This is a genomic window from Bilophila sp. 4_1_30 (assembly GCF_000224655.1).
Taxonomy (GTDB): domain Bacteria; phylum Desulfobacterota; class Desulfovibrionia; order Desulfovibrionales; family Desulfovibrionaceae; genus Bilophila; species Bilophila wadsworthia.
Genome location: NZ_JH114234.1, coordinates 8,738 through 25,131, shown reverse-complemented (window position 1 = coordinate 25,131; position 16,394 = coordinate 8,738). Strand labels below are relative to the sequence as shown.

Annotated in this window: 16 protein-coding genes and 1 tRNA gene; 4 read left to right on the top strand and 13 right to left on the bottom strand. The window is 60.0% G+C overall.

Going from position 1 to position 16,394, the window contains the following annotated elements; genetic code table 11:
• Positions 1 to 95: 95 nt before the first annotated feature.
• The 4 genes from HMPREF0178_RS16275 to HMPREF0178_RS16260 all read right to left on the bottom strand — a co-directional run bounded on the left by HMPREF0178_RS16275 (position 96) and on the right by HMPREF0178_RS16260 (position 4,767).
• Entirely contained in the window at positions 96 to 1,028 is a 933-nt protein-coding gene (locus tag HMPREF0178_RS16275) for an SPFH domain-containing protein (protein ID WP_005029508.1), read from the bottom strand.
• A 24-nt stretch (positions 1,029 to 1,052) separates the two neighbouring features.
• Positions 1,053 to 1,526, bottom strand: coding sequence for an NfeD family protein (locus tag HMPREF0178_RS16270; protein WP_009368887.1), 474 nt, complete (start codon positions 1,524 to 1,526; stop codon positions 1,053 to 1,055).
• A gap of 63 nt (positions 1,527 to 1,589) precedes the next feature.
• Positions 1,590 to 2,009 (bottom strand): PaaI family thioesterase, encoded by a 420-nt coding sequence (locus tag HMPREF0178_RS16265; RefSeq protein WP_009368886.1) that lies wholly within the window; start codon positions 2,007 to 2,009, stop codon positions 1,590 to 1,592.
• Between the two features lie 133 nt (positions 2,010 to 2,142).
• Positions 2,143 to 4,767 carry a diguanylate cyclase domain-containing protein gene (locus HMPREF0178_RS16260; RefSeq protein WP_232281310.1) on the bottom strand — a complete coding sequence of 875 codons (2,625 nt, stop codon included), beginning with the start codon at positions 4,765 to 4,767 and terminating at the stop codon, positions 2,143 to 2,145.
• Between the two features lie 382 nt (positions 4,768 to 5,149).
• Between HMPREF0178_RS16260 and HMPREF0178_RS16255 the strand changes: the two genes are divergently transcribed.
• Positions 5,150 to 5,899 carry a potassium channel family protein gene (locus HMPREF0178_RS16255; protein WP_009368884.1) on the top strand — a complete coding sequence of 250 codons (750 nt, stop codon included), beginning with the start codon at positions 5,150 to 5,152 and terminating at the stop codon, positions 5,897 to 5,899.
• A 61-nt stretch (positions 5,900 to 5,960) separates the two neighbouring features.
• Here the strand turns inward: HMPREF0178_RS16255 and HMPREF0178_RS16250 are convergent, their stop codons facing one another.
• The gene (locus HMPREF0178_RS16250) at positions 5,961 to 6,410 is read right to left on the bottom strand and encodes a universal stress protein (protein ID WP_009368883.1); all 450 of its coding nucleotides are present in this window, start codon (positions 6,408 to 6,410) and stop codon (positions 5,961 to 5,963) included.
• A gap of 234 nt (positions 6,411 to 6,644) precedes the next feature.
• On the opposite strand from HMPREF0178_RS16250, the gene HMPREF0178_RS22125 reads away from it, so the two are divergent.
• Both HMPREF0178_RS22125 and HMPREF0178_RS16245 read left to right on the top strand, forming a co-directional pair.
• Entirely contained in the window at positions 6,645 to 6,815 is a 171-nt protein-coding gene (locus HMPREF0178_RS22125; RefSeq protein ID WP_009368882.1) for a hypothetical protein, read from the top strand.
• A gap of 259 nt (positions 6,816 to 7,074) precedes the next feature.
• Positions 7,075 to 9,549 carry a diguanylate cyclase gene (locus tag HMPREF0178_RS16245; protein ID WP_009368881.1) on the top strand — a complete coding sequence of 825 codons (2,475 nt, stop codon included), beginning with the start codon at positions 7,075 to 7,077 and terminating at the stop codon, positions 9,547 to 9,549.
• Between the two features lie 262 nt (positions 9,550 to 9,811).
• Here HMPREF0178_RS16245 and HMPREF0178_RS16240 read toward each other — a convergent pair whose 3' ends face one another.
• Entirely contained in the window at positions 9,812 to 10,270 is a 459-nt protein-coding gene (locus HMPREF0178_RS16240; RefSeq protein ID WP_009368880.1) for a MarR family winged helix-turn-helix transcriptional regulator, read from the bottom strand.
• A 162-nt stretch (positions 10,271 to 10,432) separates the two neighbouring features.
• Here HMPREF0178_RS16240 and HMPREF0178_RS16235 point away from each other — a divergent pair, with 162 nt between their 5' ends.
• Entirely contained in the window at positions 10,433 to 11,659 is a 1,227-nt protein-coding gene (locus tag HMPREF0178_RS16235) for an MFS transporter (RefSeq protein ID WP_009368879.1), read from the top strand.
• A gap of 88 nt (positions 11,660 to 11,747) precedes the next feature.
• Here HMPREF0178_RS16235 and HMPREF0178_RS16230 read toward each other — a convergent pair.
• From HMPREF0178_RS16230 to trmD, 7 genes are all read right to left on the bottom strand, one after another.
• A tRNA-Ala gene (locus HMPREF0178_RS16230) sits at positions 11,748 to 11,823 on the bottom strand.
• Positions 11,824 to 12,045: 222 nt separating this feature from the next.
• Entirely contained in the window at positions 12,046 to 12,507 is a 462-nt protein-coding gene (gene smpB, locus HMPREF0178_RS16225) for an SsrA-binding protein SmpB (protein ID WP_009368878.1), read from the bottom strand.
• Positions 12,508 to 12,510: 3 nt separating this feature from the next.
• Positions 12,511 to 13,344: a 16S rRNA (cytidine(1402)-2'-O)-methyltransferase gene (gene rsmI / locus HMPREF0178_RS16220; protein ID WP_009368877.1), complete on the bottom strand. Its 834-nt coding sequence runs from the start codon at positions 13,342 to 13,344 to the stop codon at positions 12,511 to 12,513.
• Entirely contained in the window at positions 13,286 to 13,687 is a 402-nt protein-coding gene (locus HMPREF0178_RS16215) for a YraN family protein (protein WP_009368876.1), read from the bottom strand. The genes rsmI and HMPREF0178_RS16215 overlap by 59 nt, the downstream gene beginning before the upstream one ends.
• Positions 13,684 to 14,397 carry a ribonuclease HII gene (locus HMPREF0178_RS16210; RefSeq protein ID WP_009368875.1) on the bottom strand — a complete coding sequence of 238 codons (714 nt, stop codon included), beginning with the start codon at positions 14,395 to 14,397 and terminating at the stop codon, positions 13,684 to 13,686. Before HMPREF0178_RS16210 ends, HMPREF0178_RS16215 begins: the two co-directional genes overlap by 4 nt.
• Positions 14,398 to 14,529: 132 nt before the next feature.
• Positions 14,530 to 14,877, bottom strand: coding sequence for a 50S ribosomal protein L19 (gene rplS / locus HMPREF0178_RS16205; protein WP_005029482.1), 348 nt, complete (start codon positions 14,875 to 14,877; stop codon positions 14,530 to 14,532).
• 176 nt (positions 14,878 to 15,053) lie between these two features.
• Positions 15,054 to 16,355, bottom strand: a complete 1,302-nt coding sequence (trmD, locus tag HMPREF0178_RS16200) for a tRNA (guanosine(37)-N1)-methyltransferase TrmD (RefSeq protein WP_039959301.1) — start codon at positions 16,353 to 16,355, stop codon at positions 15,054 to 15,056.
• Positions 16,356 to 16,394 lie beyond the last annotated feature (39 nt).

The following is a 16,394-nucleotide window of genomic DNA, read 5'->3' as shown; positions in this document are numbered from 1 at the left end:
AGCCCCGCGAAGCCTCGCCCGCACCTACGATCCGCCGCTCCCCCGGAGCCAGCACGAAAAGAGCGGCCGAAGCCGCCCTGTTCGTGATTTCTTTCTTACGCCTTGGCTTGCTTGATCACCGAAGTGAGGCTGCTGACGAGGCCGGAAATGTTCGCCAGATCCGTGGGCAGGATCATGGTGTTGCCCTCCTTGGCGAGCTTGCCGAACTGTTCCAGATAGTTTTCCGCAACGCGCAGGTTCGCCGCCTGCGTACCGCCCGGCTTTTCCATCTGGTCGGCGACGGTGGCAAGGCCGTCGGCGGTGGCCTGCGCAACCGCCCGGATCAGTACGGCGTCGCCTTCGGCCTGATTTTTCATCGCCTGCAACTTGCCTTCGGATTCGGCTATGGCGGCGGCCTTAGCGCCTTCCGCCATATTGATCCGGGCCTGCATCTCGCCCTCGGACTGTGCGATGAGCGCGCGCTTTTCACGTTCGGCGCGCATCTGCTTTTCCATCGCCTGCATGACCCCTGAAGGCGGCGTGATGTCACGGATCTCGTACCGCAGCACCTTAATGCCCCACGGCGCGGTGGCTGCGTCCAGCGCGGAGATGACTTCCTGATTGATGGTGCTGCGCTCCTCAAAAGTCCTGTCCAATTCCAGCTTGCCGATGGCGGAACGCAAAGCCGTCTGGGCAAGCTGCACGGAACCGAACATGTAATCGCTGATGCCGTAGGCGGATTTCTCGGGGTTCACCACCTGAAGGTAAAGCACGCCGTCGATGTCCACGCTCACGTTGTCTTTCGTGATGCAGGTCTGTTTGGGCACGTCCAGGACGTCTTCTTTCAGGGAGCGGCGGTAGGCCACGGCGTCAATGAAGGGGATGAGGATGTGAAAGCCCGCGAACAGAACGGCGTGGAACTTGCCGAGCCGCTCGACCACCACCGCCTGCTGGTTCGGCACGACAAGCGCCGTCTTGAACAGGACGAAAATAACCAGCAACGCCAAGAAAACGAAAACCGTCAACGAAGAACCGATCAAATCAAGCATATTATGCTCTCCATGTTTGAATAGCTACGCAGGTTTCTGGGAGTTTTCGCCACCGGAAACCACTTCAAGCGTCAGTTCGTCATCGGGGATATGCCCCAAGACACGCACCTGCGCCCCCTCCGGCTGCGCTTCCGGGGACACCGCGCGCCAAAAACTGCCGCCCACCGAAATCTCCCCTACCCCGTTTACCGGAATGGGCCGGGTTACCGTCCCCATTTTCCCGGCGTGCAGATTCGGCAGCCCCACGGACGCGGCATCCGATGAAATCTGCGTCTTTCCGCGAAAGCTGCGGACAAACAACCGACGCAGCGAAAGGAGAAACACAACGGACGAGGCTCCGAAGACGACCACTTCAATGGCCAGATCATCCACGAACAGCGCCGTCACCCCCGCCGCCCACGCGCCAAGGCCGAAAAAGAACAGCACGAACACGGGAGACACCAGCTCCACGGCCAGCAAGATTATGCCCAGAATAAACCACATGGCGGCGACAGACACGGCGCCCTCCTCCTTCTTTGAGTACACCCCGCAACGGAACACCCGATGCGGAACCCGCAAACGCTATGCATCCCCCAGAGGAAGCCGCGCGCCGACGCCATAGCCTGTTATGGTCGCCACGGCCACAAGACTCCCTTCGGCATCGGTTACCCGGACCTCATATGTGGAAAGCAGCTTTCCCGAACGGAGCACACGCGCTTCCCCACGCAGGGGCCCCACACGGCCGGAACGCACAAACGAAATGGAGGTCTGGGCATTCGTGCAGTACAGGCCGTTCGCATTGGAAAGCGCCGCAAACGCCACATCCGCCAGAACGAAAACGGCTCCGTCGTGCACCGCTCCCATGCCGTTGAGCTGGCATCCATGCGGCGGCATCTCGACGAGGCTGTACTCCCTTCCCACGTCCAGCACCTCAATCCCCAACGAGGAGGACACGGGGTCATGCCGTCGAAAATGTGCACGAATCTCTTCCAGCGTCAACATCCTGTCTCCCGGCAATACAAATCATTCGGCTCCGCCAGCCCTCGGACGGCGGCATCCATCAGACAACCGATTTTCCATGCTCACGGCACTCCTGTCAACAGCCCGTGCCCGCCTTCTTTGCGGAATCCGGGCCTTATTCCCCGCCGTATATGACGAAGCGATCCCGCCCGCCCTGCTTCGCGTGGTACAAGGCGACATCAGCCTTGGCATACAGCTCTTCGAACGAACCCCCGTGTTCCGGGGCAATGGCCACGCCGATGCTTACCGAAACCCCGCTGTAACGGGGGTGCGCCATGCGGATGGACCGGATGCGCGCACACAGTTCCTCAGCCTTGCGCTCAATGATTTCCCGGGTTGAGACGCCATGCATGAGCGCAATGAACTCATCCCCGCCCAAGCGGCCCACAATGTCGCCCTCACGGAAACACGACTCCAGTTCCCGCGCGACCAATTGCAGCAGCGTGTCGCCCTCAAGATGGCCCAGCGTATCGTTGACATTCTTGAACCCGTCCAAATCCATGCTGAAGAAGGCAAGCAATCCGTCCCCAGAGGCCGAGGCCGCATACTCGGAAAACCGTTTTTCCACAGCAGACCGGTTATACAGCTTCGTCAGGAAGTCCCGCTCCGACTTATAGACCAATTCAGCCTCGCGCTGCCGCCGTTCCGTGATGTCCGTCAGGTAACCAAAAGCCAGCAGATCCCCGGAGGCCGGATCTTTCAACAGATTAACGGAGGCGGACACCCAGATGCAGGTGTCGCCGCGCAGCGTGCGGTATTCCAGCGACGTTTCCCCCTGCCCCGCCGCGTACAGCTGCAACAGGGATTCCGTGGCATAGAAACGCAGGACGCCCTGCTGATCTTCAGGATGTACGGACACCTCCACAGCCTTGCGGAACCGTGCGGCGGCTGACGCGTCCGGCTCTTCCACGCCCAGCTCTTCACCATCCGCGTACCGGGACAGCAGCCTGTCCCGCGTCAGGTTCACGGTATAAGACGCTATCGTCTTGGACAGCATGGCCTCCCGGTACCGCTCCTCCCGGGCAAAACGAAGCTCGGCTTCCTTCAGTTCGGTAATGTCTTCCTGCGTGCCGAGCGCGGAGTATGGGCGGCCCTCGTCATCGAAAAGATTGGTCAGCGTGACGCGGAACCATCGGCTGCAGCCGTTTCCGGAGCGCATCACCACGGAGGCCGAGGCTTCCCCGGACCGCAATGTCTCCAGGACGCCCTCCATGGCCTTCCTGCTCTCTTCGTCCATGCCAATCTCATCCATCGCTTCGTATAGCGACGTCTCAGTCAGGGAGGCCCCCTTCCCGGCTATGCGCATGATCCGCCCCGTGGCGTATACATATTCAAACAGCGTGTCGTCGGTATGGGAAATGGCGATCAGGAAACGCTCGTTGCTCATGCGGAGCTTCAACTCCGCTTCCTTGGCGTCCGTGATGTCGGTCATGCTGCAATAGAGGCACGCCGCGCCGCGCTGCTCCGCCGCAAGGCGCATACGGTGCAGAATCCACCGCACTTCGCCGGAACGCGTCACGATGCGGTATTCGCATTGCAGCGGCTCCGAACCGCATTCCCGCATCAGAGCGGTAAGCCGATCCCGGTCTTCAGGGTATACGACCCCGAGAAACACATTTTGGAACCTGTCTTCCAGCTCTTCCCGCGAATAGCCCGCAAGCTCCAGGCATCCCTGATTGATATAGAGCATCCGGAAATCATCGCGCGTACACTTTACGATGCCGCCCGGTGAAATGTCGGCCATCGAGTCCCTTTCCTGATTCACACCCTCCACCTCCCGCCGGGTACGGAAGATGATGAAGCTGATGAGCATGGCGCTCATCACAAAAGCAAGGAAAAGTTTGATGGAGAACGACAACGCGCCCCGGTTGATCGGATCGCAGATGTCCTCGGTGACGGCGTCGGGCACGATGGTCACAAGGCGCCAGTCGTTGATGCCCAGCGGCGTGATATAGGCCGTGCGCCCGTATCCGCCCACGGAGAACCGGATGAAACCCGACGTCCCGTCACGGAGCATCGTCCTGTGCCCTTCAAAGGTATAGCCGTCCAGCATTACGGCGTTGGCTTCAAACGCTTCCAGCCCGTTTTCACTGCCGCCGATGATGTTCGACGTGTGGCGCGAGGTCGTGACCGACTCGCCGCTGGACGTCAGGATATTGCTGTAGCCGCGCTCGTGAAAGTAGCTCAGATCCATGATCCGGGAGAGGATGGCCATATCATACACGCCGGCTACCGCGCCGACGATCTCCCCGCCCCTGATGACGGGCGAATAAAAGAGCAGATTGTCCGGGCCATGCGCGTTACGGATGAAACGCACGTCGTGATTGCCGCGCAGCACGTCCTGGAACCACGGCTCGCCGGGCTCCACACGGACGGAACCTTCCAAATCGCGGCCATTCCCATCGGGCGTGAACACGCGGACATCGTGGAAGTCGTAATGGCCCGCCATGTTTTGCAGCAAAGCCGCGGCATCCGGCCCGGTCAGACGCTCTACCGATGAAAAAAGTTCCGCGAACATGACCGTATAGGCAATGGCGGCATTCATCCTGATGGAGATACGGAGATTGGACTGGCGGGCAATCTCTTCAAGATAGGCGTTGTTGACGGCCTGGATACGTTCCCGGTTTTCGCTCCTGAACTCCAGGAAGGAGAGCGCGACCAGAACCGAAAGCGCAAAAATGCCAAGGAGACACAAAACGTAGACGTTTCTCCCCCGAAACGTGCGGACCGCTCTCACCATTCCCCTCCGTTGTCTGGCGAATCTCCCCCCGGAACCGCCCGTGCACATCCCCACAGCGCCAAGGAAAGCGCCTCTCCCCGGCGCGCTCAGGCGCATGGGAGCATATCTGTCCAGTCGGCATTTCGCAAATGCTCCCGCCATACTTTTCAGCTTTTTCCGCCTCCCCGGGCCTCCGGCCACCGAAGGAACGCCGCCATGCCCCCGGGGTTATGGACACCCCCTTTCCCCTTTTCATCACGTTCAAATCAGGCCGCGCCGCAACCTCTTTTATACCTGCTTCATTTTCACGGCGGATCTCCGGATATTCCCCTATACCGCCGCGCATTTTTCTCCTAAGAACGGAAGCGCACCCGCTCAATCCTCCAACGAGGGATCGCCGCCCATGCCCGAGCATCCGCACCACATCCGATCGGAAGCCTACAAGTATCGTTTCGACCTTCTCTTCGCTTCACTCCTGTGCACGATCGTCGTCAACATCTTCTTCCCCGAAGACATCTACGACGGCATCGCGCAGACCATCTACCTGCCGATCCAGCTCATCGCGGGGATCTCCCTCTTCGATATCCGGCGGAGGGGATACCTCTTGACCCTGTTGATCTTCCTCGGCGGCCTGCTCATCGTCGGGCGCCTGCTGGACAGCTTCACGCCCCTGAATCTGCGCGAGTATCTTGTATTCGCCTATGTCGTGTTCTTCGGGTGGGTGACGCTCGAACTCTTCCGGCAGATCTACACGGCCCCGCTGGTGGACCGGGAAAGCGTGCTCGCGGCGCTGTGCGGCCTGCTCCTCATCGGGTACTGCGGTTTTTTCGTCTTCGTCGCCGTGGAGTTCCATCAACCGGGCTCGTTTTCCGGGCTCACGCCCGGCGGGCAGGGTTTCCGTGATCTGTTCTATTTCAGCTACGTGACCATCCTGACCATCGGCTACGGGGACATCACGCCCCATACATGGGTCGCCAAGAACGCCACCATCCTCGTGGCCTTGATCGCGTACATGTACTCACTGGTCATCGTCGCCATGATCGTCAATCAATTCGCGGAAAACCGTACACTGAAGCGGGAGGAAAAAGCCCGCCTTTCCGGAAACGCCCAGGCAAGACTCCAAGAGTCGCCTCCTTCCGGGGAGGGCGATTGACCGGATGGGCTCAGGGCGTAAAAAAAGCGCCCTTCCCCAATCGGAAGGGCACCCTTATCGCTTACTTCTTCGGCATGGGGGGCCGGACGGTCATCACCGGGCATGGCGCGGCCCGCACCACTTCATGGGCGACGGACCCGAACAGCAGACGGTCAAACCCCGCCCGCCCGTGCGTGCCCATGACGATGAGGCTGGCTCCCTTCTCTTCAGCCAGCTTTACCAGCTCTTCGGAAGGCCGCCCCACAAGAATGACTCCCGTGGCATCCATCCCGGCGAACTGTTCCGCCAAGAGGGCGTTCATGGACTTCTGGATGGTTTCGTTGGGATTGTTCACTTCATTCGGCTGGTTGTTGACGGAAAGATACACATCCTCATACGGCGTGTGAGCCGGGATGACATAGGCAACCAGAATGGAGGCCCCGGTCATGGACGCCATCATCTTCGCATATTCAACGGAAGGGGCAATCGTGTCTTCCAAGTCCACCGCACAGAGAACCTTCTTCACTTCCATAGATGATGCCTCCGTAATGAAGTGATTAGGAAACGCCTTTTCCTTCTGTCTTCACAATAGCTCTGAACACGCTAAAGTCAAGGATGTTGGGGCACGCCGCAGTATGGCGGGCCGTCCCCCATCCCGTCGGCTGCATGTCCGGAATCTTCCCCCTTACGCCTTCCCCGCCCGTACCCTTGGGTCCTCTTTGACGCGGAGCCGTTCTCTGCTAAGATTGGACATGGAGGCAACCCTATGGAAACGATTTTTGCCATTCTGACGGTTATCGTATACATCCTGCTCGCCCTTGTGGGCCTTGTGGCCCTCACAATCTGCGTCTTCCTCTGGATGGTATCCACACGGACCAGGCAAGATTCAAAAATATTTCAGGAACGCTTTGACGGCTGGCGCAAGACGCGCAGATAGGTTCGCCCCGAAAGCCCGGCTTTCGGGGCTTTCGTTTCACCCGCTCCCCTGCGGGGCGATCCCGGTGCCCGGACACCGCCTTTCAGCAAAACGGCCTCTCCGCCCCTAGCCGCTCCGCTCCGGCGGCCCCCCTTGCCCCCGCAGGCTTCCGCCCGGATTATAGTTTACATTTCCTTTTCCCCGCGTATCATCTCTCGAATCACCTCTTCGCCCTTCAGGGCTCCTCCCCCCTACTGGTTTTGAACACGAGAAAGATACGATGTCACTTATCGCGCGCATGATCATTCCCATCAGCGTCATTGTGACGCTCGCCACGTCCTTCATCGGGTGGAAGGCATACAGCGACGCCCGGGATTCTGTGGCCGAGGCTACCCGCATCCTTGAAATTTCCACGCTCGACGCCGTGGGGCGCGAACTCACCACCGTCATGAACCTCACCCGCCAGCATTTGCTCACAGTGGCGGATCGCATCGCCATCATCGAGCTGCTCCGCAACCCTGATGAATCCCCCGAGGGCGAACGGAGCAAGCTCCTTACCCGTCATTTGCGGCGGGCCGTGTTCGACTTCCCAAGCATCGACGGTCTGGCCGTCCTCAATAGCAGGGGGACCGTGATCGCCAGCGTCAATCCGGGCGAGAACTCCACCAGCCGGAAAACCTCCCCCTATTTCCAAAAGGCATTGCAAGGCGCACAAACCCTCGACGGGCCGTTTGTCCTTCCTTATACGCAGGAAAAGGCGTTCATCATCTCCACCCCTATCTATGACAGGGGCAAAGTATCCGGCGTGCTCGTCGGCGCGATCAACATGGAGCACCTCACGCGCCTTATCGTCGATCCCGTCACCCTCAACGGCATGGGGTACGTTTTCGTCTGCACGCCGGGCGGCTCGGTCATCATGCACAGGGACCGTAACAAGATGTTCGCCGCCAATGTCTCCGAACAGCGCTTCATCAAGGAAGCCACCGCGGACAAAGATCGGTTTCTGGAATACAGGAACCCGCAGGGGCAGATCATGTACAGCGCCTATACGGCCCTGCCCAACGGGTGGATCATTGTGGCCGCAGCATCCAAGGAAGCCATGCTCGCCGGGGTACGCAGCCTCCGCAGCGATATCATCCTGAGCTGCGCGGGCGCGCTGCTGCTCGTCACACTGCTCATCTACCTCATCCTGCGTAAAGTCACCGGTGTCCTTCAAGAGGGGGTGGAGTTCGCCGAGCGCGTAGCCTCGGGCGATCTCGATCGTTCCCTAAACATCCGGCGCGAGGATGAACTCGGCAAGCTGGCCCGCGCCCTCAACACGATGGTCCAGCGGCTCAAGGCAAGCTTCAGCATGGCGGAAGAACGGGCACGGGAGGCCGAAGAGGCCAGCGCCCGGGCGACTGAAACCTCGCAGGAGCTTGAAGCCGTCATCAACGGCGTCAGAGGCGGGGTGGCGCGGCTCGAACTCACGGACAGCCTCCGTGTGCTCTGGGCAAACGCCGGTTTTTACGCGCTTGCCGGGAGAAGCCACGCGGAATATGAGCAGGACGTGCACGACGAAGCCCTGCTTGTGGTGCACCCCGACGACCGGGCACACCTGCTCGGCGCGTTCCGTTCCAGCCTCGCAAGCAACATCCCGGTGCATACCGAATACCGCATCCTGCGCAGGGACGGCGGTGTCGTCTGGATCTATCTCCAAGCCAGCCTCGTGGGGCACCGCGACGGCGTGCCCGTATTTCAGGGCGTGTTCGTGGACGTCAGCAAGCAGAAAAACACCATGCGGGCTTTGGAGCTGGAACAGCAGCGGAACCGCATCGTCGCGGAGCTGACCAACGACATCATCTTCGAATACGACTACGACACCGACGAGATGACGTGCTCAGAACGCTACGAAACCATTTTCCATAAACCCCGGGTCATCCCTAATTACAGGCGGCATCAGGACAACCTGCTCAACATGCTCCTGCCCGAGGATGCGAAAACGCTTCAGGAGGCCTATCGCCGCATTGAACAGGGGGTCGATTCCTACGCCCTCACCCTCCGCCTGCTTCAGCCGAAAGAAGGCTATCAGTGGTACTCGATCCGCTTCCGCAGCATCCGTGACGAAACCGGGCGCGCCATCAAACTCATCGGGCAGCTCACGAACATCCACCACCAGAAGCTCGAGGAAGACCGCCTCCGCCACGAAGCAAGCACGGATCTGCTCACGCAGATCTACAACAAGATCACTACGGAACACCTTGTTTCCCTTGAGTTGCAGGAGGGGAGAAAACACGCGCTCATCGTTGTGGATCTCGACAAGTTCAAATACGCAAACGATACGTTCGGGCACTTGTTCGGGGACTCGGTGATCAAGGCGGTGGCGTCTACCCTGAGCGCGACGTTCCGCGCCACGGACATCGTCGGGCGCACGGGCGGGGATGAATTCGTCGTGCTCGCCAAGGACATTTCCCTTTCCGATGGGCTCGAAACCCTCAAAGCCAAATGCAGGCGGCTCTCCGTCGAACTGGCCCATGTCACCCTCGGGCAGGATTATGTCATCTCGGCAAGCATCGGCATCAGCCTGTTCCCGCGTGACGGCAAGACCTACGCCGAACTGTTCGCCAAGGCCGACGCCGCGTTGTACCAGATCAAAAACACCGGGCGCGGGCACTTCGCCGTGTATGGGGAAGTACCCAAAACGGAAACAAAGGCGCTGCCCTCGGGTGGCAAAGGGATGCCTCCCATGCCCCAAGGGCCACAAAACGACGCCTAGCATGACCACCGTACTCCGGAATATCCATAAACAGGCAAAGCCCCCTTCCCGTTCGACAACGGAAAGGGGCCTTTGCCTGTGCACGATCGGCTTGCATTCACAGAAAGCAACCAGTGTGAGTCCACAGACGGTGCAAAAACACACGCATCAGGCTTCCCGCAAGGAGCCCCAAAAAGCGGGAGTAGCTGTGTGCCGGAAGAAATGACTTCCCCACACACACGAGCCTGAGAAAAAAGGAAAAGCTCCGAAGCCTTTTTCAGACCTACTCCTCCCCATCACAGGGCGATGCCCCGGCTTCCTTGCCGAATGTTTTAGCGGAATCCGTCAGGCGCTGCAGCAGGACCTGAAGAGCCCGCTTCTCTTCATCGGAAAACAATCTGGTGGCGGCGGAGTCCCACTCCGAAATCAGCCGCATGATCTGCGGATAGATATCACGGGCCCGCTGCGTCGGATAAACAGTGGTCGTACGTTTGTCTTGCGGGTTGGTTTCACGCCGGATAAAGCCCGCCTGTTCCAATTGCGCCAACCCGCGCGTCACGTTGCTCTTGTTGATGCCGATCCGCTCCGGCAGCTTGTCCTGCGTAATGCCCGGCTCCTTGCACAGCACGACAATGAAAAGATACTGGCTCGTGTTGATGCCATACGGAGCGAGCGCCTTGCTGAGATACATGTAATAGTACCGATTGGCCAAAGTGATCCATTTGCAAGTCAGTTCCAACATTCCCTCCCTGTTGATCTTATGCATCCGGTAACACGGACTGCAAAACAGCCCTCGCCGCCCTTGGCGAGAAGCGAAAAAAGACTCCGAATCCTCGCTTGACAGTATGAAGGAAAACACATAGTCGTTGCGAACGCAACGATTTTCATAGAGGAGAAACCTGCAATGCCGAATCGCCGCATCCGCCGCAACCGGACGGAAAACGCGTCAAAACGGGGAACGAGGGAAACGCTGAGGGAGATATGCAACCGTAACTTCAATGTGGTAACTCTGATCAATCTGCTGGTCATGACGGCCTATTACCTGATATTCGTCACCAGCACCACGTATGCGAGGCAAGCCTACGCCGTGAGCTTGAGCACAGCGGGCTTCACCGCGGGCATCATGGTCATCGGATGCCTGGCCGGGCGTTTCGTCACGGGCAACCTTCTGTCGTTTTTCGGCTGCCGGAGCATCCTGTGCGCCGGGCTGCTGCTGTATACGGCCAGCATAGCAAGCTTCTTTCTGGCGGATTCCCTGCCGCTGCTGTTCATCCAGAGGCTTCTGGCCGGTATCGGCGTCGGGATTATCGGTACGGCTACCGGGACCATCGTGGCCTATGTGGTCCCACAGCAGCATCATGGCTTCGGCATCAGCCTGTTCAGCATGAGCACGGCGCTGGCGCTGGCTTTGGGGCCGTTCCTCGGCATTACCCTGAGCGGCCATATGGCGTATGCGACCCTGATGCGGATCAACGTCGGCATCGCGCTGGGCTGCCTCGCCATCTTTTTCGGATTGGGAACGCTTCCGGCAATGCAGCGACGCCATCGTCCGCTCTTCAGCCTCAACAGCTATATCGATCCGCGCGTGGTGCGTTTTTCCTTCGTAGCGCTGGTAACCTGCCTGGGTTACGGATGCGTGCAAGCCTTCATGACCTCGTTCGCAGCCGAAAGGGGCCTTTCCGGCCCCGCAAGCCTGTTCTTCCTGCTGTACGCCCTGGCGGCTCTGGCCACCCGCCCCATAACGGGGAGGCTGTACGACACCCGCGGCGAAAACGTCATCTTTTTCCCCATCTTTCTCTTGACGGCACTGTCCCTCGTTCTACTGGCCTATGCGGAACACGGCTGGATGCTGCTCCTTTCCGGCTTCATCCTCGGCGTGGGCTTCGGCAACTTCCAGTCGGTAGGGCAAGCCGTATCGCTCTCTCTGGTTTCGCGTTCCCGCTTTGCCCAAGCGACTACAACGTTCTTCATCTTCTTTGACTTCGGCATAGGGCTCGGCCCCTATCTCTTCGGCTTCCTTGTGCCGATCGTCGGCTACAACGGCATGTATCTCGCTTTGTCCGGCACGGTGCTCTGTGCGCTGGTTATCTACTACATCCTGCATGGAAAGCATATGTACGAGATGAAGTAGCGAAACTTCCTACAACGAGTATAGAGCATAAACAAAAAGTCTCAAACCAATCGGTTTGAGACTTTTGCGTCTACTAGAGACAAAAATCTGGTGGAGATGAGGGGGATTGAACCCCTGGCCTCAGCGATGCGAACGCTGCGCTCTCCCAGCTGAGCTACATCCCCAAAGGTCGCCGTAGCAACGGGAATCTCTATACGGGATCGCCCTCACGCTGTCAAGCAAAACGGCCCAGGGCATCCGTATTTTTCCCTTTGCGAGAAATGAGCGGGGCTTTCCCAAACGCCGCCTCCATCGTATGCCCTCCATCCCGTGAACATCCCAAAGGGAACACGGCTGACGAAGCGCTCCGAAAGCGTCCCTTCCCGTCATACTTCCCGATGGCGCCGTTATCCGCGCAATTCACGCTGCATATCCCGGGTCTCGGCACGGCGCTTCAGCTCCACGCGGTGATCATGCAGCTTGCGGCCCCGTCCAAGAGCCAACTCCACCTTGATCTTCCCGTGTTTGAGATACAGCTTCGCCGGAACGATGGTCAGGCCCTTCTGCTCCACTTTCGCGGCAAACGATGCGATTTCCTGTGCGTGCATCAGCAGCTTGCGGGGCCTGTCCGCGTTTTGCTCCACGTACCCGGCATTCGTATACGGGGCAATGTGCAGGCCGATCAGCCACGCTTCGCCGCGCCTGAACTCCACATAGCTGTCCGTGAAGTTCACCTGCCCGGCACGAAGGCTTTTCACCTCGGGCCCGGTCAGGGAAATACCCGCTTCGATGGTTTCCAAATATTCATAAATATGACGGGCTTTACGGTTGTCCCCAATAAGGGGGCCGCCCGATTTCTTGGCGCTCATAGCTTACCTCCTTGCGGACAGCAGCGCGTAAATGCTCTTGACCGTCCATCCGGCCGTCCGGGTCTGCACCCGGCGCGCAACGTCCCGGGGCGAACCGCCCAGTTCCCGCTCCTCGGCGATGAGGCGAAGCACCTCTTCCCTGTCCGTCACGCCTCCGGCCTCCGCCGGTCCGACCACCACCGTGATCTCGCCAAGCAACTCAACGCCCGCCGGGACGCCGTCCTCCAACCGCCCGAGAAGGTATTCCTCATGCGTTTTAGTCAGTTCGCGGGCAATACAAAGTTCCCGCGGACCGAGCACGGCATGGGCCGCAGAGAGCGTTTCGCTCAATCGGTCCTTACGTTCAAAGAAGATAAGCGTCAATGCCAGATTGGCAAAGGGCGCCAGCGTCTTTTCCTGATCCGAGCGGCTGCGGGGGAGGAACCCCAAAAACGCGAACGGCTGCGGCGCGATGCCGCTCCCGGCGAGCGCCGTCACGGGCGCACTCGGCCCCGGAACCACCGATACGGGAATCCCCGCCGCGCGGCAGGCCCGTACCAGCCGGTAGCCGGGGTCGGCCACCAACGGCAGCCCGGCGTCGGAAATAAGCGCAAGCGTCCGGCCTTCGTTCAACAGGCCCAGCACTTCGTCCAGCTTGCTCTCTTCGTTATGGTCATGAAAGCTCATGAACCGCTTGGCTTTCACCCCACAGCGCTGGCACAGCAGCCCCGCCCGGCGGGTATCTTCCGCAAGGACCATATCCGCGCCTTCCAGCACTTCCCGCGCACGGGGAGAAAGATCACCAGGGTTGCCAAGCGGCGTCGCCACTACCCATAATTTCGGAGATGTCAAAGACATGGCGGTAATAATCCAGTTCGAAGGTTGCGCCCGCGTCACGGACGCAGACAAGATCGAATCGGCAGGGAACATCCCATTCCCCGCTTGCGGACAAGTAGGCTCGGGCGGCTTTGACCACGTTGCGGCATTTGGCGGGCGTCATACTCGCCTCGGGCGAAGCAAGGCTCCCCTTGCCGCGCAGACGGACTTCGACGAAAACCAGTTCGTCCCCGTCCCGGCAGACAAGATCCAGTTCATACGAACCGCTGCGCCAATTGCGAGCGAGTATCTGCATCCCGGCCTTTTCCAGCCAGTCCGCGGCGGCATCCTCTCCGGCGCGCCCTTTTTCCTGCCGCAAGGTCACAAAAGCGAACCCTGTCGCGCCGTCTGCTGTTCGGGCAAAACGCCCCGGAACGTCTTCCTGTGCATGGGGCACGGCCCAAGCTCACGCAAAGCGGCAAAATGCTCTTTGGAACCGTAGCCCTTATGCTTGGCGAAACCATAGCCGGGATAGCGGTTGTCGAGCTTGTCCATAAGCATGTCCCGGAACGTCTTGGCGATGATGGACGCCGCTGAAATGACCGGGACCAGCGCGTCGCCGTCCACAATGGATTTCTGGCGCGGGGACGATGGCCAGCACGCCGCACGCTGCCGGAACAGCGGCTCGGGGATCGTCTGGTTGCCGTCGATGAGCAACCCTTTGGGCCGGACTTTCAACACGCTGGCGGCGTGGCACATGGCCTTGAGCGTCGCCTGCAAAATATTGATGCGATCGATTTCGGGAGGCCAGACGACGCCAAGCCCCCAAGCCAGCGCCACGGCCCCGATCTCGGCGGCCAGACCGTCCCGGCGGGTAGGCGACAACACCTTGGAGTCCGCAAGGCCGGGAATAACCGCGCCTTCGGGCAAAATCACCGCCGCCGCAACCACGGGACCGGCAAGGCAGCCCCGCCCGGCTTCATCGATCCCGGCAACCGCCGAAACGGGTATGCCGGGGAACCAGTCGCCCGGCTTCGCGGAAGGGCACAGAAGCAGCTCTTCCTGCACGGATACGGATTTTTTGCGGCCAGCCATACACTCTCCGTAACAAAAGACGAAAAAGGGAAAAAGGGATCTTTGCAGGAAAGATCCCTTTTTCCAGAACACCCGTCGCCGGGCGGGAAACGCCTCACTGCGGGGAAAACTCCCCTCTTCCCTGATGGGGAACTAGTAGCGCTTCTTGGGCTTGATACGGGCAGCCTTACCCTTGAGATCGCGGAGGTAGTACAGACGGCTGCGGCGCACGGAACCTTCGGTCACCAGCTCGATGTGGTCGATGAAGGGGGAGTGCAGGGGGAAGATACGTTCCACGCCCACGCCGTCGGAGACCTTGCGAACGGTCACGGTAGCGCCCACGGTGCCGCGGTGCATACGGATCACGTTGCCCTGGAACACCTGGATACGTTCCTTTTCACCTTCGACGATACGGAAGTGCACTTTCACGGCGTCGCCGGGCTTGAAAGCGGGAATATCAAGGCGCATCTGTTCGCGTTCGATCTTTTCGATGATGGTCATGTCCTTCTCCTCAAAGAAGTCGTTGCCCCGTCTGACGGGCAACCTGAAGTTATGTCGCTTCGTTTGTCGGTGACTCCCGAAACGGGCTGTCGCTTGCGCTCTCTCACCCCGTCGCCGGGGGAGGTATCAACACAGAGCATTGCACCGTACCGCAAAGGCGCGGCCGTGAAGAGGCTCTAACAGCAGTCGCCGAGCACCCGATCAAGGGTGATAGCGACCGCCCCACGCACCGGGAGATGGTTGTACGCATCCATCCACCGCAGCGGCCTCAGTACGCCGTCGCAGACATCCAGAATCTCCGGGGCCATCCCGTGCCCTGTCCCGAAAAGGAGCAGAACCGGACGGTCCACAAGCAGATCCCGCACAGCCTGAGGCGTCATGACGCCGTTGTCCCGCGCGCTGGTTCCCAGCAGAACCGGGCGCTGTCCCGTGCGTGCTTCCACAAGATCAATGGCTCCCTGCACATCGGAAGCCATACGGACGAGGCTGAACGCTTCGGCGCGATCCGGATTGGAGACGCCGCCGGGCCCTTCCGTCCAATGGCGGACCAGCGTTTCCAGAATGGTCTGCTGATCCTTCAAGGGGGTTACAACCGTGAAACTCCCCAGTCCATATGTGCGAGAACACCGTGCTATATCGTGAACGTCGAGGTTTGTCAAAGAGGTTGCGCCGGTTTTGCGATCACCAAGGAAAACGGGATAATGCACCAGCGCACAATGGAGGTTGCGGCCAAGGCGGAGCCGTCCAGCGGCCTCCACCGTTTCCCGCAGGTACTCCATATCATCCGACGTCAGCGGCGCCCCGTCCAGCATGTCGGGCCGGACCCGCAGCGTCGTCCGCAGCGACTGCTCGCGCCGCCACTTGGCAATACGGCCATGATCGCCCGAACGCAGCACATCCGGCACGGGCACATCCTCAAAGACCTCGGGCCGCGTGAAGTGCGGATACTCCAGCAAACCCGCCGAAAAACTTTCGTCGTCGCCGGATTCCTCTTTCCCCATGAAACCGGGGATGAGCCGGGTCGCGGCCTCCACCAGCATCATGGCGGCGGCCTCCCCCCCGTTGAGCACGGCCTCGCCCACGCTGACCTGCTCGACCGGCAGAATGTCCATGAGCCGGGCGTCGATGCCTTCATACCGGCCGCACACCAGCGTCAACGTCTCTTCCCGCGCCAGTTCGCGGGCCAGCGACTGCGTGAGCGGCTTACCGGCGGCGGCGAGCATGATGATCCGCCCCGCTCCGCCCCTCTCCGTTTCCAGTTCCCGCAAGGTCTTTACCAGCGGTTCCAGCATCATGACCATGCCGGGCCCGCCGCCGTAAGGACGGTCATCCACAATATGGTGGCGGTCTTCCGTCCTGTCGCGGGGGTTCAGGATATCGAATTCGACAAGCCCCGCCTCACGCGCCTTGCCGAGCAGCGCCGTATCCAGCGGGGACTCAAACCATTCAGGAAACAGAGTCAGTATGTTGATTCTCATAGTTGTCGTGTGGAGATACAGATTGGGGAAGGGGGGAGA

Bases quoted from the DNA above. Each gene is read 5' to 3' on its own strand.
- trmD (WP_039959301.1), bottom strand. From the start codon at position 16,355: ATGAGAATCAACATACTGACTCTGTTTCCTGAATGGTTTGAGTCCCCG.
- HMPREF0178_RS16250 (WP_009368883.1), bottom strand. From the start codon at position 6,410: ATGGAAGTGAAGAAGGTTCTCTGTGCGGTGGACTTGGAAGACACGATT.
- rsmI (WP_009368877.1), bottom strand. From the start codon at position 13,344: ATGTCTTTGACATCTCCGAAATTATGGGTAGTGGCGACGCCGCTTGGC.
- HMPREF0178_RS16245 (WP_009368881.1), top strand. From the start codon at position 7,075: ATGTCACTTATCGCGCGCATGATCATTCCCATCAGCGTCATTGTGACG.
- HMPREF0178_RS16240 (WP_009368880.1), bottom strand. From the start codon at position 10,270: ATGTTGGAACTGACTTGCAAATGGATCACTTTGGCCAATCGGTACTAT.
- smpB (WP_009368878.1), bottom strand. From the start codon at position 12,507: ATGAGCGCCAAGAAATCGGGCGGCCCCCTTATTGGGGACAACCGTAAA.
- HMPREF0178_RS16210 (WP_009368875.1), bottom strand. From the start codon at position 14,397: ATGGCTGGCCGCAAAAAATCCGTATCCGTGCAGGAAGAGCTGCTTCTG.
- rplS (WP_005029482.1), bottom strand. From the start codon at position 14,877: ATGACCATCATCGAAAAGATCGAACGCGAACAGATGCGCCTTGATATT.
- HMPREF0178_RS16265 (WP_009368886.1), bottom strand. From the start codon at position 2,009: ATGTTGACGCTGGAAGAGATTCGTGCACATTTTCGACGGCATGACCCC.
- HMPREF0178_RS16260 (WP_232281310.1), bottom strand. From the start codon at position 4,767: ATGGTGAGAGCGGTCCGCACGTTTCGGGGGAGAAACGTCTACGTTTTG.
- HMPREF0178_RS16275 (WP_005029508.1), bottom strand. From the start codon at position 1,028: ATGCTTGATTTGATCGGTTCTTCGTTGACGGTTTTCGTTTTCTTGGCG.
- HMPREF0178_RS16255 (WP_009368884.1), top strand. From the start codon at position 5,150: ATGCCCGAGCATCCGCACCACATCCGATCGGAAGCCTACAAGTATCGT.
- HMPREF0178_RS22125 (WP_009368882.1), top strand. From the start codon at position 6,645: ATGGAAACGATTTTTGCCATTCTGACGGTTATCGTATACATCCTGCTC.
- HMPREF0178_RS16235 (WP_009368879.1), top strand. From the start codon at position 10,433: ATGCCGAATCGCCGCATCCGCCGCAACCGGACGGAAAACGCGTCAAAA.